This window comes from Terribacillus saccharophilus (assembly GCF_002272075.1).
GTDB classification, from domain to species: Bacteria; Bacillota; Bacilli; order Bacillales; family Amphibacillaceae; genus Terribacillus; species Terribacillus saccharophilus_A.
In genome coordinates this window covers 199,183-216,790 of the sequence record NZ_NPBJ01000016.1, presented here as the reverse complement: position 1 = coordinate 216,790, position 17,608 = coordinate 199,183, and the positions used below count along the sequence as shown (strand labels likewise).

Below are 17,608 nucleotides of genomic sequence, written 5' to 3'. Positions count from 1 at the left end.
AGCAAGGAATCAACGCAACACTCTGCAAACGGCCGCTTTTGCAGCACTAAAAATTAAATAAAGGGAGATAGAAATTTGAACACCGATGCAACACAACCTAGAAAAGTACCATATTTGATGCTGGCGATTTTATTTGTAGGAGCATTTGTCTCCTTCTTAAATAACTCTTTACTGAATGTCGCCTTGCCATCTATCATGGTTGACTTAGATATTAAGGATTATTCAACAGTACAATGGCTTGCGACCGGTTATATGCTGGTCAGCGGTGTGCTGATTCCAGCCTCCGCATTTTTAGTTACTCGATTCTCTAACCGTATGTTGTTTATTACAGCGATGATTATCTTTACATTAGGTACTGCCTTGGCAGCATTCGCACCGAACTTCGGCCTATTGCTGACTGGGCGTATGATCCAAGCGGCGGGTTCTTCTGTAATGGGACCTTTGCTGATGAACATCATGCTCGTTAGTTTCCCACGTGAAAAACGTGGTACAGCTATGGGTATCTTCGGTCTTGTTATGATTACAGCACCAGCTATCGGACCTACTTTGTCAGGATATATTGTAGAGTACTATGACTGGCGTGTATTGTTTGAAATGATTCTTCCATTGGCGGTAATCAGCTTGTTACTTGCTGTCTGGAAGCTTAAGAATGTGATGCAGCAAAATACAGAAGCTACACTAGATTATCTATCTATTGTGCTTTCTTCCACCGGTTTCGGTGGTTTGCTTTATGGATTCAGTTCCGCAAGCTCTGACGGCTGGACAGATCCAATCGTACTTACAACATTGATTGTCGGTGCAATTGCTTTAATTGTCTTTGTCATGCGTCAGCTGCGCATGGAGAAACCATTATTGGATTTGCGTGTTTATAAACATCCGATGTTTGCACTTTCTTCCGTTATTTCTGTCGTAAATGCTGTGGCAATGTTCTCAGGTATGATTTTGACACCAGCATACGTTCAGAATGTACGCGGAATTTCACCATTGGATTCAGGATTGATGATGCTTCCTGGTGCCATCATCATGGGTGTGATGTCACCAATTACCGGTCGTCTATTCGATAAATTCGGACCGCGCATCTTGGCAGTGGTCGGTTTAGCTATAACGGCAGTTTCTACTTATATGCTTGCACACTTACAGCTGGATTCCAGCTATGCCTATATCATCTTCATCTACACATTGCGGATGTTTGGTATGTCGATGGTAATGATGCCGATCATGACAAATGGTCTGAACCAATTGCCAACGGTTCTGAACCCGCATGGTACAGCGGTGAATAACACGGCTCAGCAAGTATCCGGTTCAATCGGTACAGCTATCTTAGTCACAATCATGAACTCTGTAACGAAAAATGAAGGTGAAAGCTTGATGGCTGGAGTGGACCCGACTACTTTAACAGAAGCATCTACTGCGCTAATGACGCAGAAGGCACTGTTGGCAGGTATCCAAGCTGCCTTCTGGGTAGCACTAGCGATTAATATTGTGGCATTGGTGCTGGCACTGTTTGTAAAACGTGTGGACACTAGCAGTGATGCTGTACGAAAAATTGAAAAACAAGATAGGGGCGGTCAGGTAACCCCTGAGCCTGCAAAATAAAAAGAATGGATCCGGTTCTACCGGGTCCATTCTTTTTTGTAGATAATATATTTCGGTTAGGTCACAGTCACTGCAAATCTCAGGTTTTTCCTTCCCTCTACACTCATTTTATCTTAAGAAAATCTTAAGAATATTTTTCCAAAAATTATATTGCTTGCCTTTTGGTAGTGGTGTACTATTTCCTTAGTACAATTTTGGAACTTATTCCTATTCGTCCACGTAAAGAATTAACAGAGAGAGAAAAGGGAGGAAACCGATGCAAACTCAAGTAAAAGAACCTCAGAATAAATTGCCGAAAGAATCATTGCGCGTCGGATTGATAGGAGACGTCATATTTGATGTGGTAGTACTGCTGATTTTTGCTGTTCTGTTTGGACTAGATTTTCTTTTCGAATGGCCGGCTTGGATTGGAACAGTACTTTTAATTCTGTTAATCATCTCTGTACCGCTCTTAATCATTGGCTACTTAGGAACCGTTATCGACCATCGCAACTGGCGCTATGATATAGACGAGGAATATGTCCAGTTGAGACAAGGAGCATGGTTCCAAAAGGATCAGCTTATTCCAGTCACGAAAATTCAGTCTGTTGAAACGAAGCAAGGACCACTTCTGAGGAGATACAAACTTCGGGCAGTGGAGATCGAGACAATGGCTGGGGAGTACAGCATCCCGGCATTACCTGATAAAGAGGCCTATGCATTGAGGGATGAAATTGCAGCATATGCTAAGGCAAAGGAAGAGGATGACTGATGGAGAAGAGACGTTATCATCCGGCTAATATGTTGTTTGCTATTGTGAAGATAATTAGGGGCTGGATTGTGCCGCTTATAATTGTTTTCTTTTTCAACAATACAGATGGTTGGGGATCATATGCAAAGTACGGCATTCTAGGAATAATGCTGCTTTCTATTATCAGTAGTATTCTAAAATGGCTTACAGATAAATATACAGCCGATGAGCGAGCGTTTCACTTGTACAGCGGTATCTTTTCAAAATCAAGTCGAACTGTTCCGTACGAAAAAATCCAAAATGTAACGAAGCATACAAATCTTCTACATCGCTTACTTCGATTAACTGCGATTAAATTCGAAACAGGTTCCAAGGAGAAAGCTGTAGACTTTCAAGTCCTGACGAAAGAAGAAGCCTCTCGAATAGAGCAGTTGACCAAAGGAAATGTACAGGAGCAAGCTGCTATACAGGAAATAGAGATAAGCGGAGACGATTTAGAAGAAGAGGATGCAGTATCTGAACAGACAGTTCCTCATACTGAGAAGAAAATTATCCACTTCAAACCAACAAAGAAAGAACTTATCAGAGCATCATTCACTTCGTTGAGCTTTTTGCTGGTTCCGCCGCTGTTGATATCCTTCTTGCTGAAATTCGATATTTTCTTTGACTGGAGCGAAATGCGTCAGTATTTACCACTATTGAAAGTCTGGTGGATTACGGCATTTGGGCTTATTGGAATTATTGTGGTGTCCTTGCTTGTCGGGATGTGGCGGGTTGTGCAAAAGTACGGAAACTATGAGCTGGCGTCAGATGATGAGTATATTTATATCCAGACAGGGCTTTTAAGTGAATCAGCCTTTTCCATTCGGAAAGCTAGGGTACAAGGTATTGAAATCACCCAGCCGGTCTTGCATCGACTGTTAGGGTTAGCGAAGGTGAAGCTGATTAGTACAGGTTCTCTGGATATTAGCGACGAGACGGAAACTATCAACTCGCTATATCCTTATTTTCCACTGAAACAGGCAAAGATCCTGATTACCGAGATATTGCCGGAGTATGAGGTGCAGCTTTCGATGGAGAGACTGGAGCAGAAGGTATTGCTTTACCGCTTGCTGCAGCCGAGTATTATTTGGCTCGGCGTGACCATCACCTTGTATTTCTGGCGCCCAGAGTTGCTGGGCTATGAAATAAAGTGGTGGATTGTTTCTATCGTTCTGCTTATTGTGATAGAAGGGTATCGCTATTTGGATTTTAAACATACGAGCTATCTGATTAGCGAGAAATTCTTCCAGACTAAAATGGGAGCATTAACAACAACACTCTTTGTGACAAAACGAAACAAAATGATTGAGATTGCTCGTAGTCAGAACCCGATGCAACGCTGGCTCAAGCTGGCAACAATCGAATCCGTCAATCGAGCGAAGCCGGTTCTGCATAATAAAATAAAAGATATTCCAGCAAGTGAAGCGAATCGTTTTTATGACTGGTTTTACCAACGGACAAAAGATGTCCGGAGAAGATAGGGAGAAGGGACAGCCCAATACGGGCTGTCCCTTTTTAATCAGTACACTTCACCTAGTATTTATTTGTCCTTCTCGGACCCATCTTCTTTTGCGTTATCTATCTTTTCATCAACAGTACCCTCTGTATACGTATCCTTAACTTGCTCATGAGTATCCGAAATACCCTTATCCACTGAATTTGATGATTCATTGTCTTGAGGTTTGTACATCTTTTCGGCTACCTCATTTGCAACTTCTTGCTTTGAATTATCCATCTTTTATTCCTCCTTCCATATATTCTTTAGTTTCCCGAATCGGAGGGAAAATATGTTTGGTAATTTGAATGAATAATATTCTGATCTATATACTTAATAAGTTCTGTCCTATTGCTGGAACGTTTATCATAGGTTTATTATGGGTAACCTTGAAGTAAGAAAGCGGATAGTGCAGAAATTTGACATAAGGAAATTCTTTACTATGTAAACGCTTTCATTGTAGAATGTATATAAGCAAGTTCTGCATCCTCAAAAAAGAAGGAGTGGACAGTAATGAAGAAAAATGAGAATAATTTTTTCGTAGGATTATTATATGGTACAGGCTTGAGTATTCCCCTTTGGGTTACGTTCTTTGCAGTAGTGAAAGGTATTTCCGAAGTGGTGTCCTAAAGCAAGAAAAGAAGCGTCAGCTGCGGCTGACGCTTTTTTTCATGTATACTTATAGAAAAAAAGGACGTTTTAAAATGCAGGATTTCAATACAATCTATGAACTGATGGAAAATGCTTTTCCGCCTGAGGAATATCGCAGCTATGCGGAGCAAAAAGCGCTGCTTGAGAGGGAAGATTATCACATTCACATATATGAAAAACAAGATAAACTTGCGGCGTTTTGTGCGATTTATAACTTGCAGGAATTAACGTTTATTGAACATATTGCAGTCAATGAAGATTTTCGAGGCCAAGGTATGGGCAGTAAGATCATGAAAGAAGTTATAACCAGCTCAGATAAACCGATCATTCTCGAGGTGGAACCGCCAGAAAGAGAAGAAAATGCTGCCCGCCGCGTGCGATTTTATGAGAAACTAGGGTTTCACCTGCATGACTTTCCTTATGAGCAGCCGCCCTTGCGGCAGGGAGAAGCACCTCTTCCTTTGCAGCTTATGAGCTATCCATATGCTTATGAAGCAGAAGCATTCGAACGAGTCAAAGATACAATTCTCCAGAGCGTTTACGGAATATAAAAGAACGCCTGCCCGGCGTTCGTCTCGTTATCGATAATCATGCTTGTCTTTCCGATAGGCGCGAAGGGTAGATCGTAAGGCTGCATAGCTTCCAATAGCGGCATAGCCATAAAAATAGCCCATAAAAATAGCCGCAATCAGATTGTGGGGATGGCTGAAAAAGATAGATAAAATCAAACCGCTCAGTAAGGCAATCGTAGGCGTATACTTGCCGGGAAGCGGCAGCAGGTGCTTTACGATTTGCGTAAAAATAAGAACGATGGGCACACCGAGCACGGCATCCCAGAAGTTCGTCATGATCATAGGAAATTCCAACGTCCCTACCTCCTTTGTATAACGTATGCTGGGCTGTCCCAACTTATTAAGGATGGAGTTAAATTTCCTTTATGAGCTGAAAAACCGTTTAGCAATCGGCGGGGTTGGGAAACAGATTATTAAGAAAACTAGCAATATAGTAGAAGTGCATTTTTACAATTGACCTGTATATATGGGATGGTGTATAGTGAATGTACACAAGATATAGTGTAACGGAGGCCATGAATATGCAAAGATACCTATTCGAGTACAAAATCCTGCCAACTGGCGAAACAAGTGAATTCAGTCACGTTGCAGCTTCTGAGGAAGAAGCGCGCCAGTCCATTAAGGAACGTGTGGCAGATTTGGAATTCGTTGAACCAGAAGAAGTCGAAATCGGCACCTTGCTACGTACATTGGATGCAAGCAAACAATATTACGAATGTGAAGGATGCACCTGATTAAAAAGGCGACCCAGAGCTAATGCTCATGGGTCGCCTTTTTTTATAGCTTGAATACTGCAATTGATTCATTAAGCTGACGGCTTATATGCGTCAGTTCTTCTGCGGATGTTGCGATATTTGCGACAGCTTGAATTTGATCGGCAATCGAGGCTGCGATTTCTTCAACACTGGCAGCTGTTTCTTCAGATACACTGGATGCATTTTGGATGCTGTCCGTAATGTCATTCGTTTGTGCAGTGACTTGCTTGATTTCTTCGAGTAATCTGTTGCCGGCATTCTTTGTGGCTTCTGCTGCCGCCTCGATGGCTGTGAACTCAGCAGCTGTAGCAACGACAGAATGATTTAGCTGTTCTGCCTGTTGTTTATTAGATTCAATTCGAGCTACATTTTCTGCTGCTTCTTTCGTAATGGAGCTAATCATTTGCTGAATCTCTTTCGTAGCAGCATTAGACTGATCAGCAAGCTTTCGAACTTCGCTTGCAACTACAGCAAAGCCTTTGCCATGTTCTCCTGCCCGTGCTGCTTCGATACTTGCATTAAGAGCAAGTAAATTCGTTTCTTCTGTTATATTCTCTATTACATCAGTAATTCGGACAATCTGCTGCAAGTTCTTATCAAGTTCCTGCATTCCAGCTGAGATAGCTTCTACTGATTGCATCGAAGCATTATTGGCCGACGTCAAATCATGCATCATATTGCTGCCTTTTGTTGTTGCTTCACTTGTTTGAAGTGCGGCTTGGGCTATTGCATCACTTTGCGCTGTCATCATGTGGATAGAATCGTTGAATCCGCTTAGATGATATGTTGTCGTTTCCAGATCAGATGCTTGAGAGCTAGCTCCATTGGCAATATCATCTACTGCCACGCCGACTTGTTCGCTGCTTGCAGATGTTTCCTCACTGACTGCGGAGAGCTCGGAAGCTGCATCTGATACTTTATCACTGGATTGGATGATGCTTTGTACTAGTGAACGCAGTTCGCCAGACATTTTCGTGAAAGCATTACTTAGAACACCAATTTCATCCTTGGTTTCTTTTAGCTCTTGTTCTCTGAAATCACCGGCAGCAAGCTGTGTAGCTGCGTCCGTCACCGCTTTTAATTGTGTAAGTTTCGGCCGGATCAAAAAATAAAAAAGAACGAGACTCAGTATGGTAAGGGCTGTTGTAACCGCAATTATAAACCATTTAACACTTTCCAGATCCTTATAGAAAAGATCCGTATAGACAGTTATACCTACCGTCCAATTCCAAGGCTGGAAATAGTTCACATAAGCCATCTTCTCCCTAACATCTCCTGATTTCTCATCGGTGTCATCGTAGCTTAGAAAGCTATCTGCATCTTCTTCATCGGTCGATTGGGCTAATAAAATCATATCTTCTCTATTTTTCTTTGTACTGTCATCCGCCGGAGGTGAGCCAATCTCCTCGGTTGGGTGAAGGACCATATTAGCTTGGTTATCGTAAGCGATAATATATCCGGCGCCGTCTTTATAATTGAAATTTGATTGCGATAAGTCATGTGCGCCGTCTTCGATAGGACCATTCAAGATATTACGTGCTTCTTCCTGTGCTTCTTCTAAGGTCATTTCACCATTTTCCACGCGCTCGTTCAACACTGTGAGCAGACTGCTGGCACTATTGGCCATATGCCGCAAATCCATCTTTCCAGCATCAATCAATTCATTCTTTGCTGTCATATAACTGATGGTACCGACAGCCGCGCCGCAGATAATCGTGATCACTGCAACGACAATCATTAACCTTGTTGCTAAGCCATGTCTCTTTTTCATGGTAATCCCCCTCTGAACATAGATCCGTTCACCTATATAATCGGTGTTTGAAAACGTTTGTGAAGTGAAAAAGAAGAAGGATATAATTTTTTTGTAAATATCATCTAAAAATTGGAAAGGAAGATGCGCAATGACGGCAATAACGCATATTGGCATGACGGTTTCCAATCTCGATGCTGCAATCAATTGGTATAAGGAGGCATTAGGCTTCCGGATCATTGCTGGACCATTCGACATGAAAACAGAAGAAGGTGACATGACCCGTGATCTTCAGGGAGAGAAAGTGAAGCACATCCGGAATGTCCATATGAGTGCATCAAATCAAATTGGTATTGAATTATTCGAGTTTGTTGTGCCGGAAACAAGAGGAGAGGCGTCTAGAAAACCTTGGGAACCGGGAATATTCCATTTATGTGTAGTAGCAGAAGGTGGAGATGTTCATGGCATGGCAAAAAAAATAGAGAAGACAGGCGGAAAAATCATCAGCAAAATATGGACGCTGGATGAAGAAAAAGGGTATTGTCTTGTATACTGCCAGGATCCATTCGGAAACATTATTGAGGTTTATTCACACAGTACAGAACAGATTTATGCTAACCGTTAACGAATCATGGCAGTTTAGTAATGGGAAAAAGGTTATGCAGATGCACCCATGTCTGGAAAAACAAGTATGGCATCTAGACAGTCCGCACCCTTTACCGGTTTGGGTCTATCTGCTATACAGCATGTCCTCTATAATTGTGACAATATCTGATTAGTATCAGCAAAGGAGGACATGCATGTATATGAAACGACAGTTACTTATAGGGATTTTAGTTCTTTTTGGCGCATTTATTCTGCTCTATCCATCAACGAGTTTCGCCCAAAGCGGCACTGTTGATGTTGATACGACTTTAAATGTCCGGGCAGAGCCAGCCACTTCTTCCGCCATAATTGGAAGCCTGCATCCGGGTGATACAGTTGATTTGTTAGAAGTGAAAAACAGCTGGGGCAAGATTACATACAAAGGCAAAACAGGTTATGTAAGCATGACTTACATACAGACAGGTTCTGGTGCATTAGAAGGAAAGACAATTGCTATTGATGCTGGGCATGGCGGTAAGGACAGCGGTGCTGTCGCAAACGGTGTGCTCGAAAAGAATGTTGTTCTGCCTATTGCACAGAAAACAGAAGCGAAGCTCAAAGCACAAGGTGCTGATGTGATCATGACTAGATCAGGGGATACATTCATTGAGCTGGAAGATCGAGCTGCTAAGGCAAATGCAGCAGGAGCGGATGTATTTGTGAGTATTCATGCAAATGCTTCCTCGGCAACATCTGCTAGCGGCACGGAAGTCTATTATTATCCGGGGTCATCTAGCGGCCAATCACTAGCGAACAGTGTGCAAAGTGGTCTCGTGAACCAGCTTGGATCACGTAATCGTGGCATTAAGAGTGCTGATTTCAATGTTCTTCGAAACACAAGCATGCCTGCTGTACTAGCAGAGATCGGGTTCGTCACAAATGCTGCAGAAGCGGGTAAGCTGGCATCGAGTGCATATCAGGACAAAGCAGCCACTGGACTTGTGCAAGGAGTAAAAGAATACACAGAATAATCTATTTATTTATTCCGGTAAAAGGCAGCAAATCTAGTATTTGCTGCCTTTTACTTTCATTGACTTGATCAAGTAGCGCATAAAAGCTCTGATTTCCTGTAAGGAGAGGAATTGTAAAATATTTGGCAAGACTATTAGACTATTAATTGGTAACATATTCATCTATAATGGATGGCGAATCTACAAAATTCTACAAAAACGGAAGGGGAATCGTATGCTAGGAAAACATCTGACGCACCGCTCGCTGTTGGTCTTTATTATCGCACTTATAGCAGTTGTTGCTTTTATGCCGGCAACGAGTTATGCGAATAGCGGAACTATCGACGTATCGACGTCTCTGAATGTAAGAGCAGAGCCTTCTAATGATGCAGAAGTAATTGGTAAACTGCAAGGCGGCCAAGCAATTGACATTAAGGAAGTCAATCATGACTGGGGCAAGATAGATTATTATGGGCAAGAAGGATACATAAGTATGGTGTTTGTCAGCGGAGCCCAAGACTCAGGTTCTGCACAAGCAGATGTGCAGCAGACTTCACAGACTGCTGACGCAACCGAAGGCTATGTCCAAGTTGCCACTTCGTTGAATGTCCGATCAACTCCGGATATGTCAGCTTCTGTAGTAGACAGTCTGTATAATGGTGATGCTGTCTCTATTCTTTCGATTGATAATAATTGGGCACAAATTGAACATAATGGAACAACGGGTTATGTGAGCATGGACTTCATTACGACAAGTGAAAATGAAGCATCTTACAGCCTGTCACCGTTAAAAGGAAAAACTATTGTAATTGATGCAGGTCATGGCGGAAAAGACAGCGGCGCAATCGGGGATTACTTTTATGAGAAGTCCGTCGTCCTGTCCATTGCATTAAAAACACAAGCACAGCTGGAGAATTTAGGCGCGAATGTAATCATGACGCGGGATGATGATACATTTGTAGCGCTGGAAGCAAGAGCAGCCATGTCAAATGCTGCGAATGCATCTATGTTCGTGAGTATTCACTTGAATGCTACTTCAGAGGAATACGTCAGCGGTACGGAAGTTTACTATTATCCGGATGGAGATACGAGTGTCCAGCTCGCTTCGAAAGTACAGGATAATCTTTCTTCTCAGCTTGGATCGATTGACCGAGGTACACAGGCAGCTGATTTTAGTGTCCTGCGTAATACCAATGCACCAGCGATCCTAGCGGAAATTGGTTATATTACCAATTCAGCAGAATCTGCTAATCTGGCAACAAGCAGCTATCAGGAAAAAGCTGCATCTGGAATTGTGCAGGGACTGGAGAATTATTATCAATAAAAAAACACGAAACGATGCGGAAATTCCGCATCGTTTTTTATTTTGCCAATTCGACATCAGCAATGTAATAGGAAGACCCATCTGCTAGTTCTTTGTACATCTGAATATAGATCTGGTTTATTTCTTGGCCATCCTTATTTATGATATTGCGCCAATCCTGTCGAATTTGTCCTTTATTAGTTGAAGCTGTCTTCTTGGAATAGAGTCGATGTGCATCCGGGATGATTTCCTTTACGTAATCGGAAATGCTCCGCTCTAGCTCATGCCGGATAACTGCTTCTTTGCCTGCAGTATATGCGTATCGAAATTGCATCTGGCTGTTCGTCCTCCTAGGTATGCTCTATAAATTAGAACGTTTGTTCTTGTTTATAGTATAAAGGATATGCAGTAAGTTGACTAGTGTAAATTGGCAAAATAAACCTTGATTGATTGTGACAAATTATTGAACAGCAATGATAGAAAACATTCAGTAATGTAAGCGCGCTATTTGCACCTATCCTGAATGTATAGTAAACTTTAGTTGTAAAGAAAGTAAAGAATGTAAGGAAAACTTGAAAGAAGGGCGAAATCATGGAGTTAGCAAAGCTTAGTTCAAAAGGGCAGATCACCGTTCCGAAACATATCCGGGATGTGCTCAGCGTCAAAGAAGGAGAACATGTCGCATTTGTTGAAGAAGGCGGTATCGTGTTCATGGCGAAGGCGGATCTTGATTCGATCCACGATCTGCAGGAAATACTAAGTGACAGTAAGTTCAAGGAAGTCGTCCGGAAGGCAAAACAATTGAAATAGGAGGCATCAGTATGAACATCCGTGAATCAGATTTGCCGGGTATCGGGAAAAAGTTCGAGCTTATGACGGATAATGACGATAAGGTAGTCGTTATCATCCATGACGATGGCCGTCGGGAAGTTTACCATTACGATGACGAAGATTTGGATGAAAGCATCTCCGGTGTTACTTTCACCGACTCTGAGGCAAGACAGCTCGCTTCCATCATCGGCGGCATGACGTATAAGCCGAAGGCAGTGGAAACAATTGAAGTCGCATTCGATGACCTTGTGATCGAATGGTATAAGCTTGGCCCCAATGCTCCGATCATTGGGAAGACCATCGGAGAGATCGGTATCCGCCAGAATTACAACATCAACATCATTGGAATCGTTCGCAAGAATCATTCGAAGCAGCTGAACCCTGGTGTCGATACAGCATTCAAGAGTGGAGATACTATTGTTATTTCAGGAGAGCGGGCCGATATTAAACGTGCCAACAGTGAATTATTCTTGAAAGAAAGGGGATAGGCTATGGACCATTTAGTATTTGAAGTAGGGACTGCGCTTGTTTTAATTGCAATCGCAGCCATACTTGCCAACAAGTTAAACTTCTCCATCATCCCGTTCCTCATTATCATCGGGATGCTGGTCGGACCACATGCACCTAGTTTTGGCATAATTAATCTCCAGTTTGTCCACAGTGAAGATATCATTGCATTCCTCGGACGAATTGGTGTTCTATTCCTCCTGTTCTATCTAGGGTTGGAATTCTCAATAGGGAAACTGATTAAATCAGGTAAAAATATTGTTGTAGGCGGCAGTATCTATATCGGTATCAACTTTGCCCTCGGCTTCCTGTATCCGTTTATACTCGGTTTTCCAATCAAGGAAACATTGATTATTGCAGGTGTCATAACAATCAGTTCCAGTGCGATCGTCGCAAAAGTTCTTGTAGATTTGCGTCGTACCGGTAATACGGAAACTGAATTGATTCTAGGTATCATTATGTTTGAGGACATTTTCCTCGCAGTTTATTTATCCACTGTATCAGGCTTGGTATTAGGAGACTCCAGTTCCTTGGGAGGAACAATCCTGTCCATTCTGATCGCGCTAGGTTACATGCTGTTGTTCTTCGTCATTGCACGGAAGGCAGCACCTCTTTTAAGCAAGCTTCTACGTATCTCCTCAAATGAGATATTTATCATCGTCATTTTCGCATCACTATTCTTTATCGCAGGCTTCTCGGAGACAATCCATGTAGCCGAAGCAATCGGAGCCCTCTTACTCGGACTTGTATTCTCTGAAACCGATCAAGGTGAACGGATCGAGCATATGGTTGTCCCATTCCGTGATTTCTTCGGGGCCATCTTCTTCTTCAGCTTTGGTCTGAGTATCGATCCGACTACACTGGGAGACGCTGTATGGCTTGCACTCGGAGCTGTAGCCATCACAATAATCGGTAACTTTGTTGCTGGTATGATCGCAGGCCGGCGGGCAGGTCTATCACATAAAGCGTCCACGAACATCGGTCTGACCATTGTCTCTCGTGGAGAATTTTCTATTATCATGGCCAATATAGGTTTGGCCGGAGGACTTATGGGTGTGCTGCAGCCGTTCTCAGCGTTGTATGTGCTGATTCTTGCCATACTTGGCCCATTGATGACAAAAGAATCCAAGCATATCTTTAACTTCCTTAATAAAATATTCAAATGGCAGGAAGTCAAACCGAAAAGGGTTCGTGAATCCTAATTTAAAAGGAAGGTGCACAAAGTGTGCCTTCTTTTTGTTATGACAATAAATTTACAAGTATATAGCTTGCGGCAAGCCGTATATGGCAGGTAACATATAAGGAACACTTGTCCAAAATATTCTGTCGAATCCAATTTGAAGGGAATGCTTGTATGACGAAGCTATCAATCTATCATCCGTCAGTCTCGCGGATTATAGATAATATTAATAAAGTAATCATTGGAAAAGAAGAACCAATTGTACTTAGTCTGACTGCACTCCTTGCTGGTGGTCATGTTTTACTGGAAGACGTACCGGGTGTCGGTAAAACGATGCTGGTCCGCTCCCTTGCTCGTTCAGTTGATTGTGATTTCAAACGTATCCAATTCACACCTGATTTATTGCCATCTGACGTTACAGGTGTTTCTATCTACAACCCAAAAACGCTAGAATTCGAGTTCCGTCCTGGACCTATTTTAGGGAATATCGTGCTTGCCGATGAGATTAACCGTACATCTCCAAAGACACAGTCTGCTTTGCTTGAGGCGATGGAGGAGAAGAATATTACAGTAGAGGGTAATGCACTGCCGCTAGCGGATCCTTTTTTTGTCATGGCAACACAGAATCCTGTCGACTATGAAGGTACGTATTCGCTGCCTGAAGCACAGTTAGATCGCTTCCTTCTGAAGCTGCGAATGGGATATCCGAATGCACAAGAAGAAATGCAGATGCTGGATTCTGTTGGTATGAAACATCCAATTAATCGTGTTGAGCCGGTTATGACTAAAGCAGATCTATTAAAAATGCAGGAAGCAGCAGCCAATGTGTATGTCGCTCCTCAGATACAGCAGTATATAGTAGATTTAGCGCAGATATCCCGCAGTCATCCAGATGTTTATTTAGGACTTAGCCCGCGCGGATCTATTGCCATGATGCGGGCAGCGAAGGCTTATGCTTATATCCATAATCGCGACTATTGTTTACCAGATGATGTACAAGTTTTGGCGCCGTTTGTACTTGGCCACCGGATTTTACTCCGTTCAGAAGCACGCTACGATGGCCTGACACCTGAAAGATTGGTCCAGCGTCTGCTGGAAGCAGTGGATGTACCTGTAGAGAGGGAATCTGTACATGAAAGGTAAGTTCCGCTTCGCCTTTAGGCTCGGAGGCATCGTCTTGCTGGCTGCCATCCTATTCTGTTACAGCATGTTCCAAGGAGGTTTTGTCAGCTGGTTTCTGTTTTATGCTTTTCTTCCGATTCTGCTTTATGTGCTGCTGGTGCTGTGCTACCCGCTTGCTAGCTGGAAGGTGGATCGTACGCTTTCCAAAACATATATCAGGAGCGGTGGAGAAGTAACTGTCGAAGTCAGTTTGACCCGCCGTTTTCCCTTCCCGCTTATATATTTGGAAATGGAAGATCTTCATGACCGATCTCTGCTAAAAGTAAGCCGACCAGACGGAACCCTGCAGTTTGCCCAATCTCGTCAGCCGAAGCAGCATATTCTATTTCCTTGGTTTCGGAGGAATCTTAAAATCCAATATGTGCTGGACAGGCTTCCTCGAGGGGAACATAGCTTCTATCAAATTCGTCTGCGTACTGGCGACCCGTTTCAGCTGGTCGAAAAAGAAGCGGTTTTTGAAGTCGTACAGAAGCTGCATGTTTATCCAGCTGAAAGGGAGATTACAGTTGGGAACCCGCAAACCGTTTTTGCAGAAGGTGCTGCTGTTGCCTATGCTCCGCGTTCAAAGCAGACTAGCGTTGTCTCTGGCATTCGGGAGTACACCCCAGGTGACCGGTTCAGCTGGATCGACTGGAAAGCGTCTGCCAGAAAACAAGATATGATGACGAAAGAATTCGAACAGGAAAAAAGTGCGGATGTACTCGTGGTTTTCGATAGAAGAGGAGCAAAGCAGACAGAAGAACTTTTTGAATATAGCGTCGTCATTGCTTTTTCTGTCTACCAGAAGCTGAAAAGCAGAAATGAGCAAGTCGGCTTCATGAGCATCGGCAATTCAGCTAAGTGGCTGCCAGCTGCAATGGGCAGTGCTCAGCTTCAGCGTGTGCAACAGTATTTGACTACTGTGAAACAGGAGCAGGAACAGACGCGGCTCCAAGCTTTAGCAGCAGAACTGTCCAGACAACCTAAAGGTTCAACAGTTTATTATGTAACAACTGATTTGGACAGTCGGGAGCTGGCAGTGCTCCGCAAATTAAGGCAAAGCGGTTATATACTGACCGTTTTATACATCTGTCGTCATGCAGAAGTAGGAACAAAGGAAAAGAACCTAATACGGGAAGTTCGTCAGCTTGGTCATCAGATGGATATCTATCCCATACAGCAAACGGTCCAAACGGAGGTGCAGCAAAATGCGTAGAAAAATCGGTCAATTACAGTGGCTGCGTTATCTCATCTTTGTGTGTGGATTCCTCTTGTTTTGGGAATGGCTCCGTCCGCTTGATCAGATTAGTGATACAGGCAATTTGCCCATCTTTGTAGTATTTACAGCTATCTGCTTCTTACTGTCCGCGCTTAAACTGCGCTGGTGGGTCAGCTTTTTGCTGAAGTTTGTTTTAATGGTAATAGTTCTGCAAGTGTTTCTTATTCAGGAAAACTTAATATCCGGAAGCTGGTTCACGTTTATCCTAACGGAGCTTGAAAATAATCTCCAATTGCTGTTTACGGGTGAATTTGTCTCGTTGACACCATTTTTTAGAACGTTACTATTTTTGACTTTGCTCTGGCTGATGAGCTATTTGCTTTATTACTGGTTCATCGTAGTCAATCGTATTTTCTTCTTTATTATCATGACTTTCCTTTACATTGGGATTCTTGATACATTTACCCCTTACGATGGCAGCGGAGCAATTGTCCGTGTCTTTCTGATCAGCTTTTTTGCGATGGGAATTTCTACTTTTGCAAAACTATATCAAGGCAGAGAAAAACGGAAGTTTCCGAAGCAGGTGCTGCTGTGGAGCATCCCGCTACTCTCTATACTTGCTGTTTCCGCTGCAGTAGGCTATGCAGCACCGAAGCTGCCGCCGCAATGGGCTGATCCTGTGCCATTTATCCAAACGATGTCAGATAACAACAATGAAAATGAAGGGGAAGGCGGCATCCAAAAAGTAGGCTACGGAGAAAATGATTCCCGTCTTGGAGGTCCGTTTGTTCAGGACAATTCAATCGCATTCTGGGCAGCAACAGAAGCAAGCGGCTATTGGCGTGTTGACAGTAAGGATGTGTATACAGGCAAAGGCTGGGAACGTTCAAGGGAGGCAGAACCGCAAAGCTTCCAAAGCGGAGACCAGGTCGGTATTGATCTTTACACAGAAAATGTAGCCACTGAAGCGCGGGAAGCGATTGTCTATCCAAGTCAAAATCAAATACTGGATAGGCTCGTATATCCTTATGGTGTGCAGACATTTTTCAGCGGGCAGGTAGGAGCTGCTGTTGATTCTGATTTCGGTGTCGTAGAAACATTCAATCGAGCACAATATCCGGATGAGAATTATACGATTGCCTTTGAAGAACCACAGTATAATATCGATGATCTGCGCAATGATTCTGAGCTGGATGATGACAATACCCATTATCGTTATACGCAGCTGCCTGAATATTTGCCGGAGCGTGTCCGTGAATTAGCCGAGGAGATCACTTCTTCTGCCGATACACGGTATGATAAGGCAAAGGCAGTGGAACAATATTTCAATCAGAATGGCTTTCAATACCAGACACAGGATATACCTGTACCAGAAGATGATCAGGATTATGTCGATCAGTTTCTATTTGAAAGCAAAATCGGCTATTGTGATAACTTCTCGTCTGCAATGGTTGTACTGTTACGAGCAGCGGATATTCCTGCGCGCTGGGTGAAAGGGTTCACGGCAGGACAGCCTGGGTCGAACCCAAGTGTATCTACCCCTGATGGTATGTCCTCTTATCTAATTACGAACGGAAATGCTCATTCATGGGTAGAAGTGTATTTCCCGGAAACTGGTTGGGTTCCATTTGAACCAACTCAAGGATTTACAAACCCAGCAGAGTTTACTAGCGAAGAAGATGAGACGCCAGAGACTCCGGAAGCAGAAACAGAAACGCCAGAAGAAGAAGAACAAAGCCCGGCTCCAGAGCAGCCAGAAGAGCAGCAGCAGGAAGAAGAACAGGCGGCAGATAGTCAAACGGATAGGGCTTCCATTCATCCACTGTATTGGGTCATTCCGTCGGCAGTATTTCTTATAGCAGCACTTGCCCTGTATTTCACCCGCTACAAATGGCTGACAGCTTATTACATTCGAAAATACCGAAATGAACAATCTGAGGAGACATATGAAAAAGCCTATCATTATTTGCTGCGCCTGCTAGCACATAAGGGCTTCAAACGTCATTCCGGTCAGACGCTCAGGGAATACGCCATTACAATTGACCGGGAATTCGGCAATAAACAGATGTCTGAACTGACGAGCGAATACGAAAGAATCTTGTACCGCAACGAAAAAAGCGCACCTGCATGGATAAATGCCGTCGAATTGTGGGAAAATTTAATTAAACAAGCGGCATCTTGACCCATTTTGGGCACATTGATAGAATAAGAGGCAATAAGC

General features: G+C 43.2%; 18 protein-coding genes. 14 read left to right on the top strand and 4 right to left on the bottom strand.

The genetic code is table 11. The features are described from left to right. Positions 1–117: 117 nt before the first annotated feature. The 3 genes from CHH48_RS09320 (at position 118) to CHH48_RS09310 (ending at position 3,849) form a co-directional block, all read left to right on the top strand. Entirely contained in the window at positions 118–1,596 is a 1,479-nt protein-coding gene (locus CHH48_RS09320) for a DHA2 family efflux MFS transporter permease subunit (RefSeq protein WP_095218900.1), read from the top strand. A 256-nt stretch (positions 1,597–1,852) separates the two neighbouring features. Next, entirely contained in the window at positions 1,853–2,347 is a 495-nt protein-coding gene (locus tag CHH48_RS09315) for a PH domain-containing protein (protein WP_095218860.1), read from the top strand. After that, positions 2,347–3,849 (top strand): PH domain-containing protein, encoded by a 1,503-nt coding sequence (locus CHH48_RS09310; RefSeq protein WP_095218859.1) that lies wholly within the window; start codon positions 2,347–2,349, stop codon positions 3,847–3,849. The genes CHH48_RS09315 and CHH48_RS09310 overlap by 1 nt, the downstream gene beginning before the upstream one ends. Positions 3,850–3,908: 59 nt before the next feature. Here CHH48_RS09310 and CHH48_RS09305 read toward each other — a convergent pair whose 3' ends face one another. Further along, complete coding sequence (locus tag CHH48_RS09305) at positions 3,909–4,103, bottom strand: YozQ family protein (RefSeq protein ID WP_095218858.1); 195 nt, start codon at positions 4,101–4,103, stop codon at positions 3,909–3,911. Between the two features lie 464 nt (positions 4,104–4,567). Here CHH48_RS09305 and CHH48_RS09300 point away from each other — a divergent pair, with 464 nt between their 5' ends. Continuing rightward, the gene (locus CHH48_RS09300; protein WP_095218857.1) at positions 4,568–5,065 is read left to right on the top strand and encodes a GNAT family N-acetyltransferase; all 498 of its coding nucleotides are present in this window, start codon (positions 4,568–4,570) and stop codon (positions 5,063–5,065) included. Between the two features lie 27 nt (positions 5,066–5,092). Here CHH48_RS09300 and CHH48_RS09295 read toward each other — a convergent pair whose 3' ends face one another. After that, entirely contained in the window at positions 5,093–5,380 is a 288-nt protein-coding gene (locus tag CHH48_RS09295; RefSeq protein ID WP_038558483.1) for a hypothetical protein, read from the bottom strand. A 227-nt stretch (positions 5,381–5,607) separates the two neighbouring features. Here CHH48_RS09295 and CHH48_RS09290 point away from each other — a divergent pair, with 227 nt between their 5' ends. Beyond that, positions 5,608–5,820, top strand: a complete 213-nt coding sequence (locus CHH48_RS09290; RefSeq protein WP_038558485.1) for a hypothetical protein — start codon at positions 5,608–5,610, stop codon at positions 5,818–5,820. Between the two features lie 43 nt (positions 5,821–5,863). Here CHH48_RS09290 and CHH48_RS09285 read toward each other — a convergent pair whose 3' ends face one another. Beyond that, complete coding sequence (locus CHH48_RS09285; RefSeq protein ID WP_176466398.1) at positions 5,864–7,612, bottom strand: methyl-accepting chemotaxis protein; 1,749 nt, start codon at positions 7,610–7,612, stop codon at positions 5,864–5,866. A 130-nt stretch (positions 7,613–7,742) separates the two neighbouring features. On the opposite strand from CHH48_RS09285, the gene CHH48_RS09280 reads away from it, so the two are divergent. The 3 genes from CHH48_RS09280 to CHH48_RS09270 all read left to right on the top strand — a co-directional run bounded on the left by CHH48_RS09280 (position 7,743) and on the right by CHH48_RS09270 (position 10,510). Continuing rightward, positions 7,743–8,216, top strand: coding sequence for a VOC family protein (locus tag CHH48_RS09280; RefSeq protein WP_095218899.1), 474 nt, complete (start codon positions 7,743–7,745; stop codon positions 8,214–8,216). Between the two features lie 181 nt (positions 8,217–8,397). Further along, positions 8,398–9,207, top strand: a complete 810-nt coding sequence (locus CHH48_RS09275) for an N-acetylmuramoyl-L-alanine amidase (RefSeq protein ID WP_176466399.1) — start codon at positions 8,398–8,400, stop codon at positions 9,205–9,207. Between the two features lie 214 nt (positions 9,208–9,421). Next, the gene (locus CHH48_RS09270) at positions 9,422–10,510 is read left to right on the top strand and encodes an N-acetylmuramoyl-L-alanine amidase (RefSeq protein ID WP_095218855.1); all 1,089 of its coding nucleotides are present in this window, start codon (positions 9,422–9,424) and stop codon (positions 10,508–10,510) included. A gap of 37 nt (positions 10,511–10,547) precedes the next feature. On the opposite strand, the gene CHH48_RS09265 is transcribed toward CHH48_RS09270, so the two are convergent. Then, positions 10,548–10,823: a hypothetical protein gene (locus tag CHH48_RS09265; RefSeq protein WP_095218854.1), complete on the bottom strand. Its 276-nt coding sequence runs from the start codon at positions 10,821–10,823 to the stop codon at positions 10,548–10,550. Positions 10,824–11,080: 257 nt separating this feature from the next. On the opposite strand from CHH48_RS09265, the gene CHH48_RS09260 reads away from it, so the two are divergent. From CHH48_RS09260 to CHH48_RS09235, 6 genes are all read left to right on the top strand, one after another. Then, positions 11,081–11,299 (top strand): AbrB/MazE/SpoVT family DNA-binding domain-containing protein, encoded by a 219-nt coding sequence (locus CHH48_RS09260; protein ID WP_038558498.1) that lies wholly within the window; start codon positions 11,081–11,083, stop codon positions 11,297–11,299. An 11-nt stretch (positions 11,300–11,310) separates the two neighbouring features. Next, positions 11,311–11,808, top strand: coding sequence for a cation:proton antiporter regulatory subunit (locus CHH48_RS09255; protein WP_038558500.1), 498 nt, complete (start codon positions 11,311–11,313; stop codon positions 11,806–11,808). A gap of 3 nt (positions 11,809–11,811) precedes the next feature. After that, positions 11,812–13,029 carry a cation:proton antiporter gene (locus CHH48_RS09250; protein WP_095218853.1) on the top strand — a complete coding sequence of 406 codons (1,218 nt, stop codon included), beginning with the start codon at positions 11,812–11,814 and terminating at the stop codon, positions 13,027–13,029. Positions 13,030–13,181: 152 nt separating this feature from the next. Next, positions 13,182–14,150 (top strand): AAA family ATPase, encoded by a 969-nt coding sequence (locus CHH48_RS09245; RefSeq protein ID WP_095218852.1) that lies wholly within the window; start codon positions 13,182–13,184, stop codon positions 14,148–14,150. Continuing rightward, positions 14,140–15,384 (top strand): DUF58 domain-containing protein, encoded by a 1,245-nt coding sequence (locus CHH48_RS09240; protein ID WP_095218851.1) that lies wholly within the window; start codon positions 14,140–14,142, stop codon positions 15,382–15,384. Before CHH48_RS09245 ends, CHH48_RS09240 begins: the two co-directional genes overlap by 11 nt. Beyond that, positions 15,377–17,569 (top strand): DUF4129 domain-containing transglutaminase family protein, encoded by a 2,193-nt coding sequence (locus CHH48_RS09235; protein WP_095218850.1) that lies wholly within the window; start codon positions 15,377–15,379, stop codon positions 17,567–17,569. The genes CHH48_RS09240 and CHH48_RS09235 overlap by 8 nt, the downstream gene beginning before the upstream one ends. Positions 17,570–17,608 lie beyond the last annotated feature (39 nt).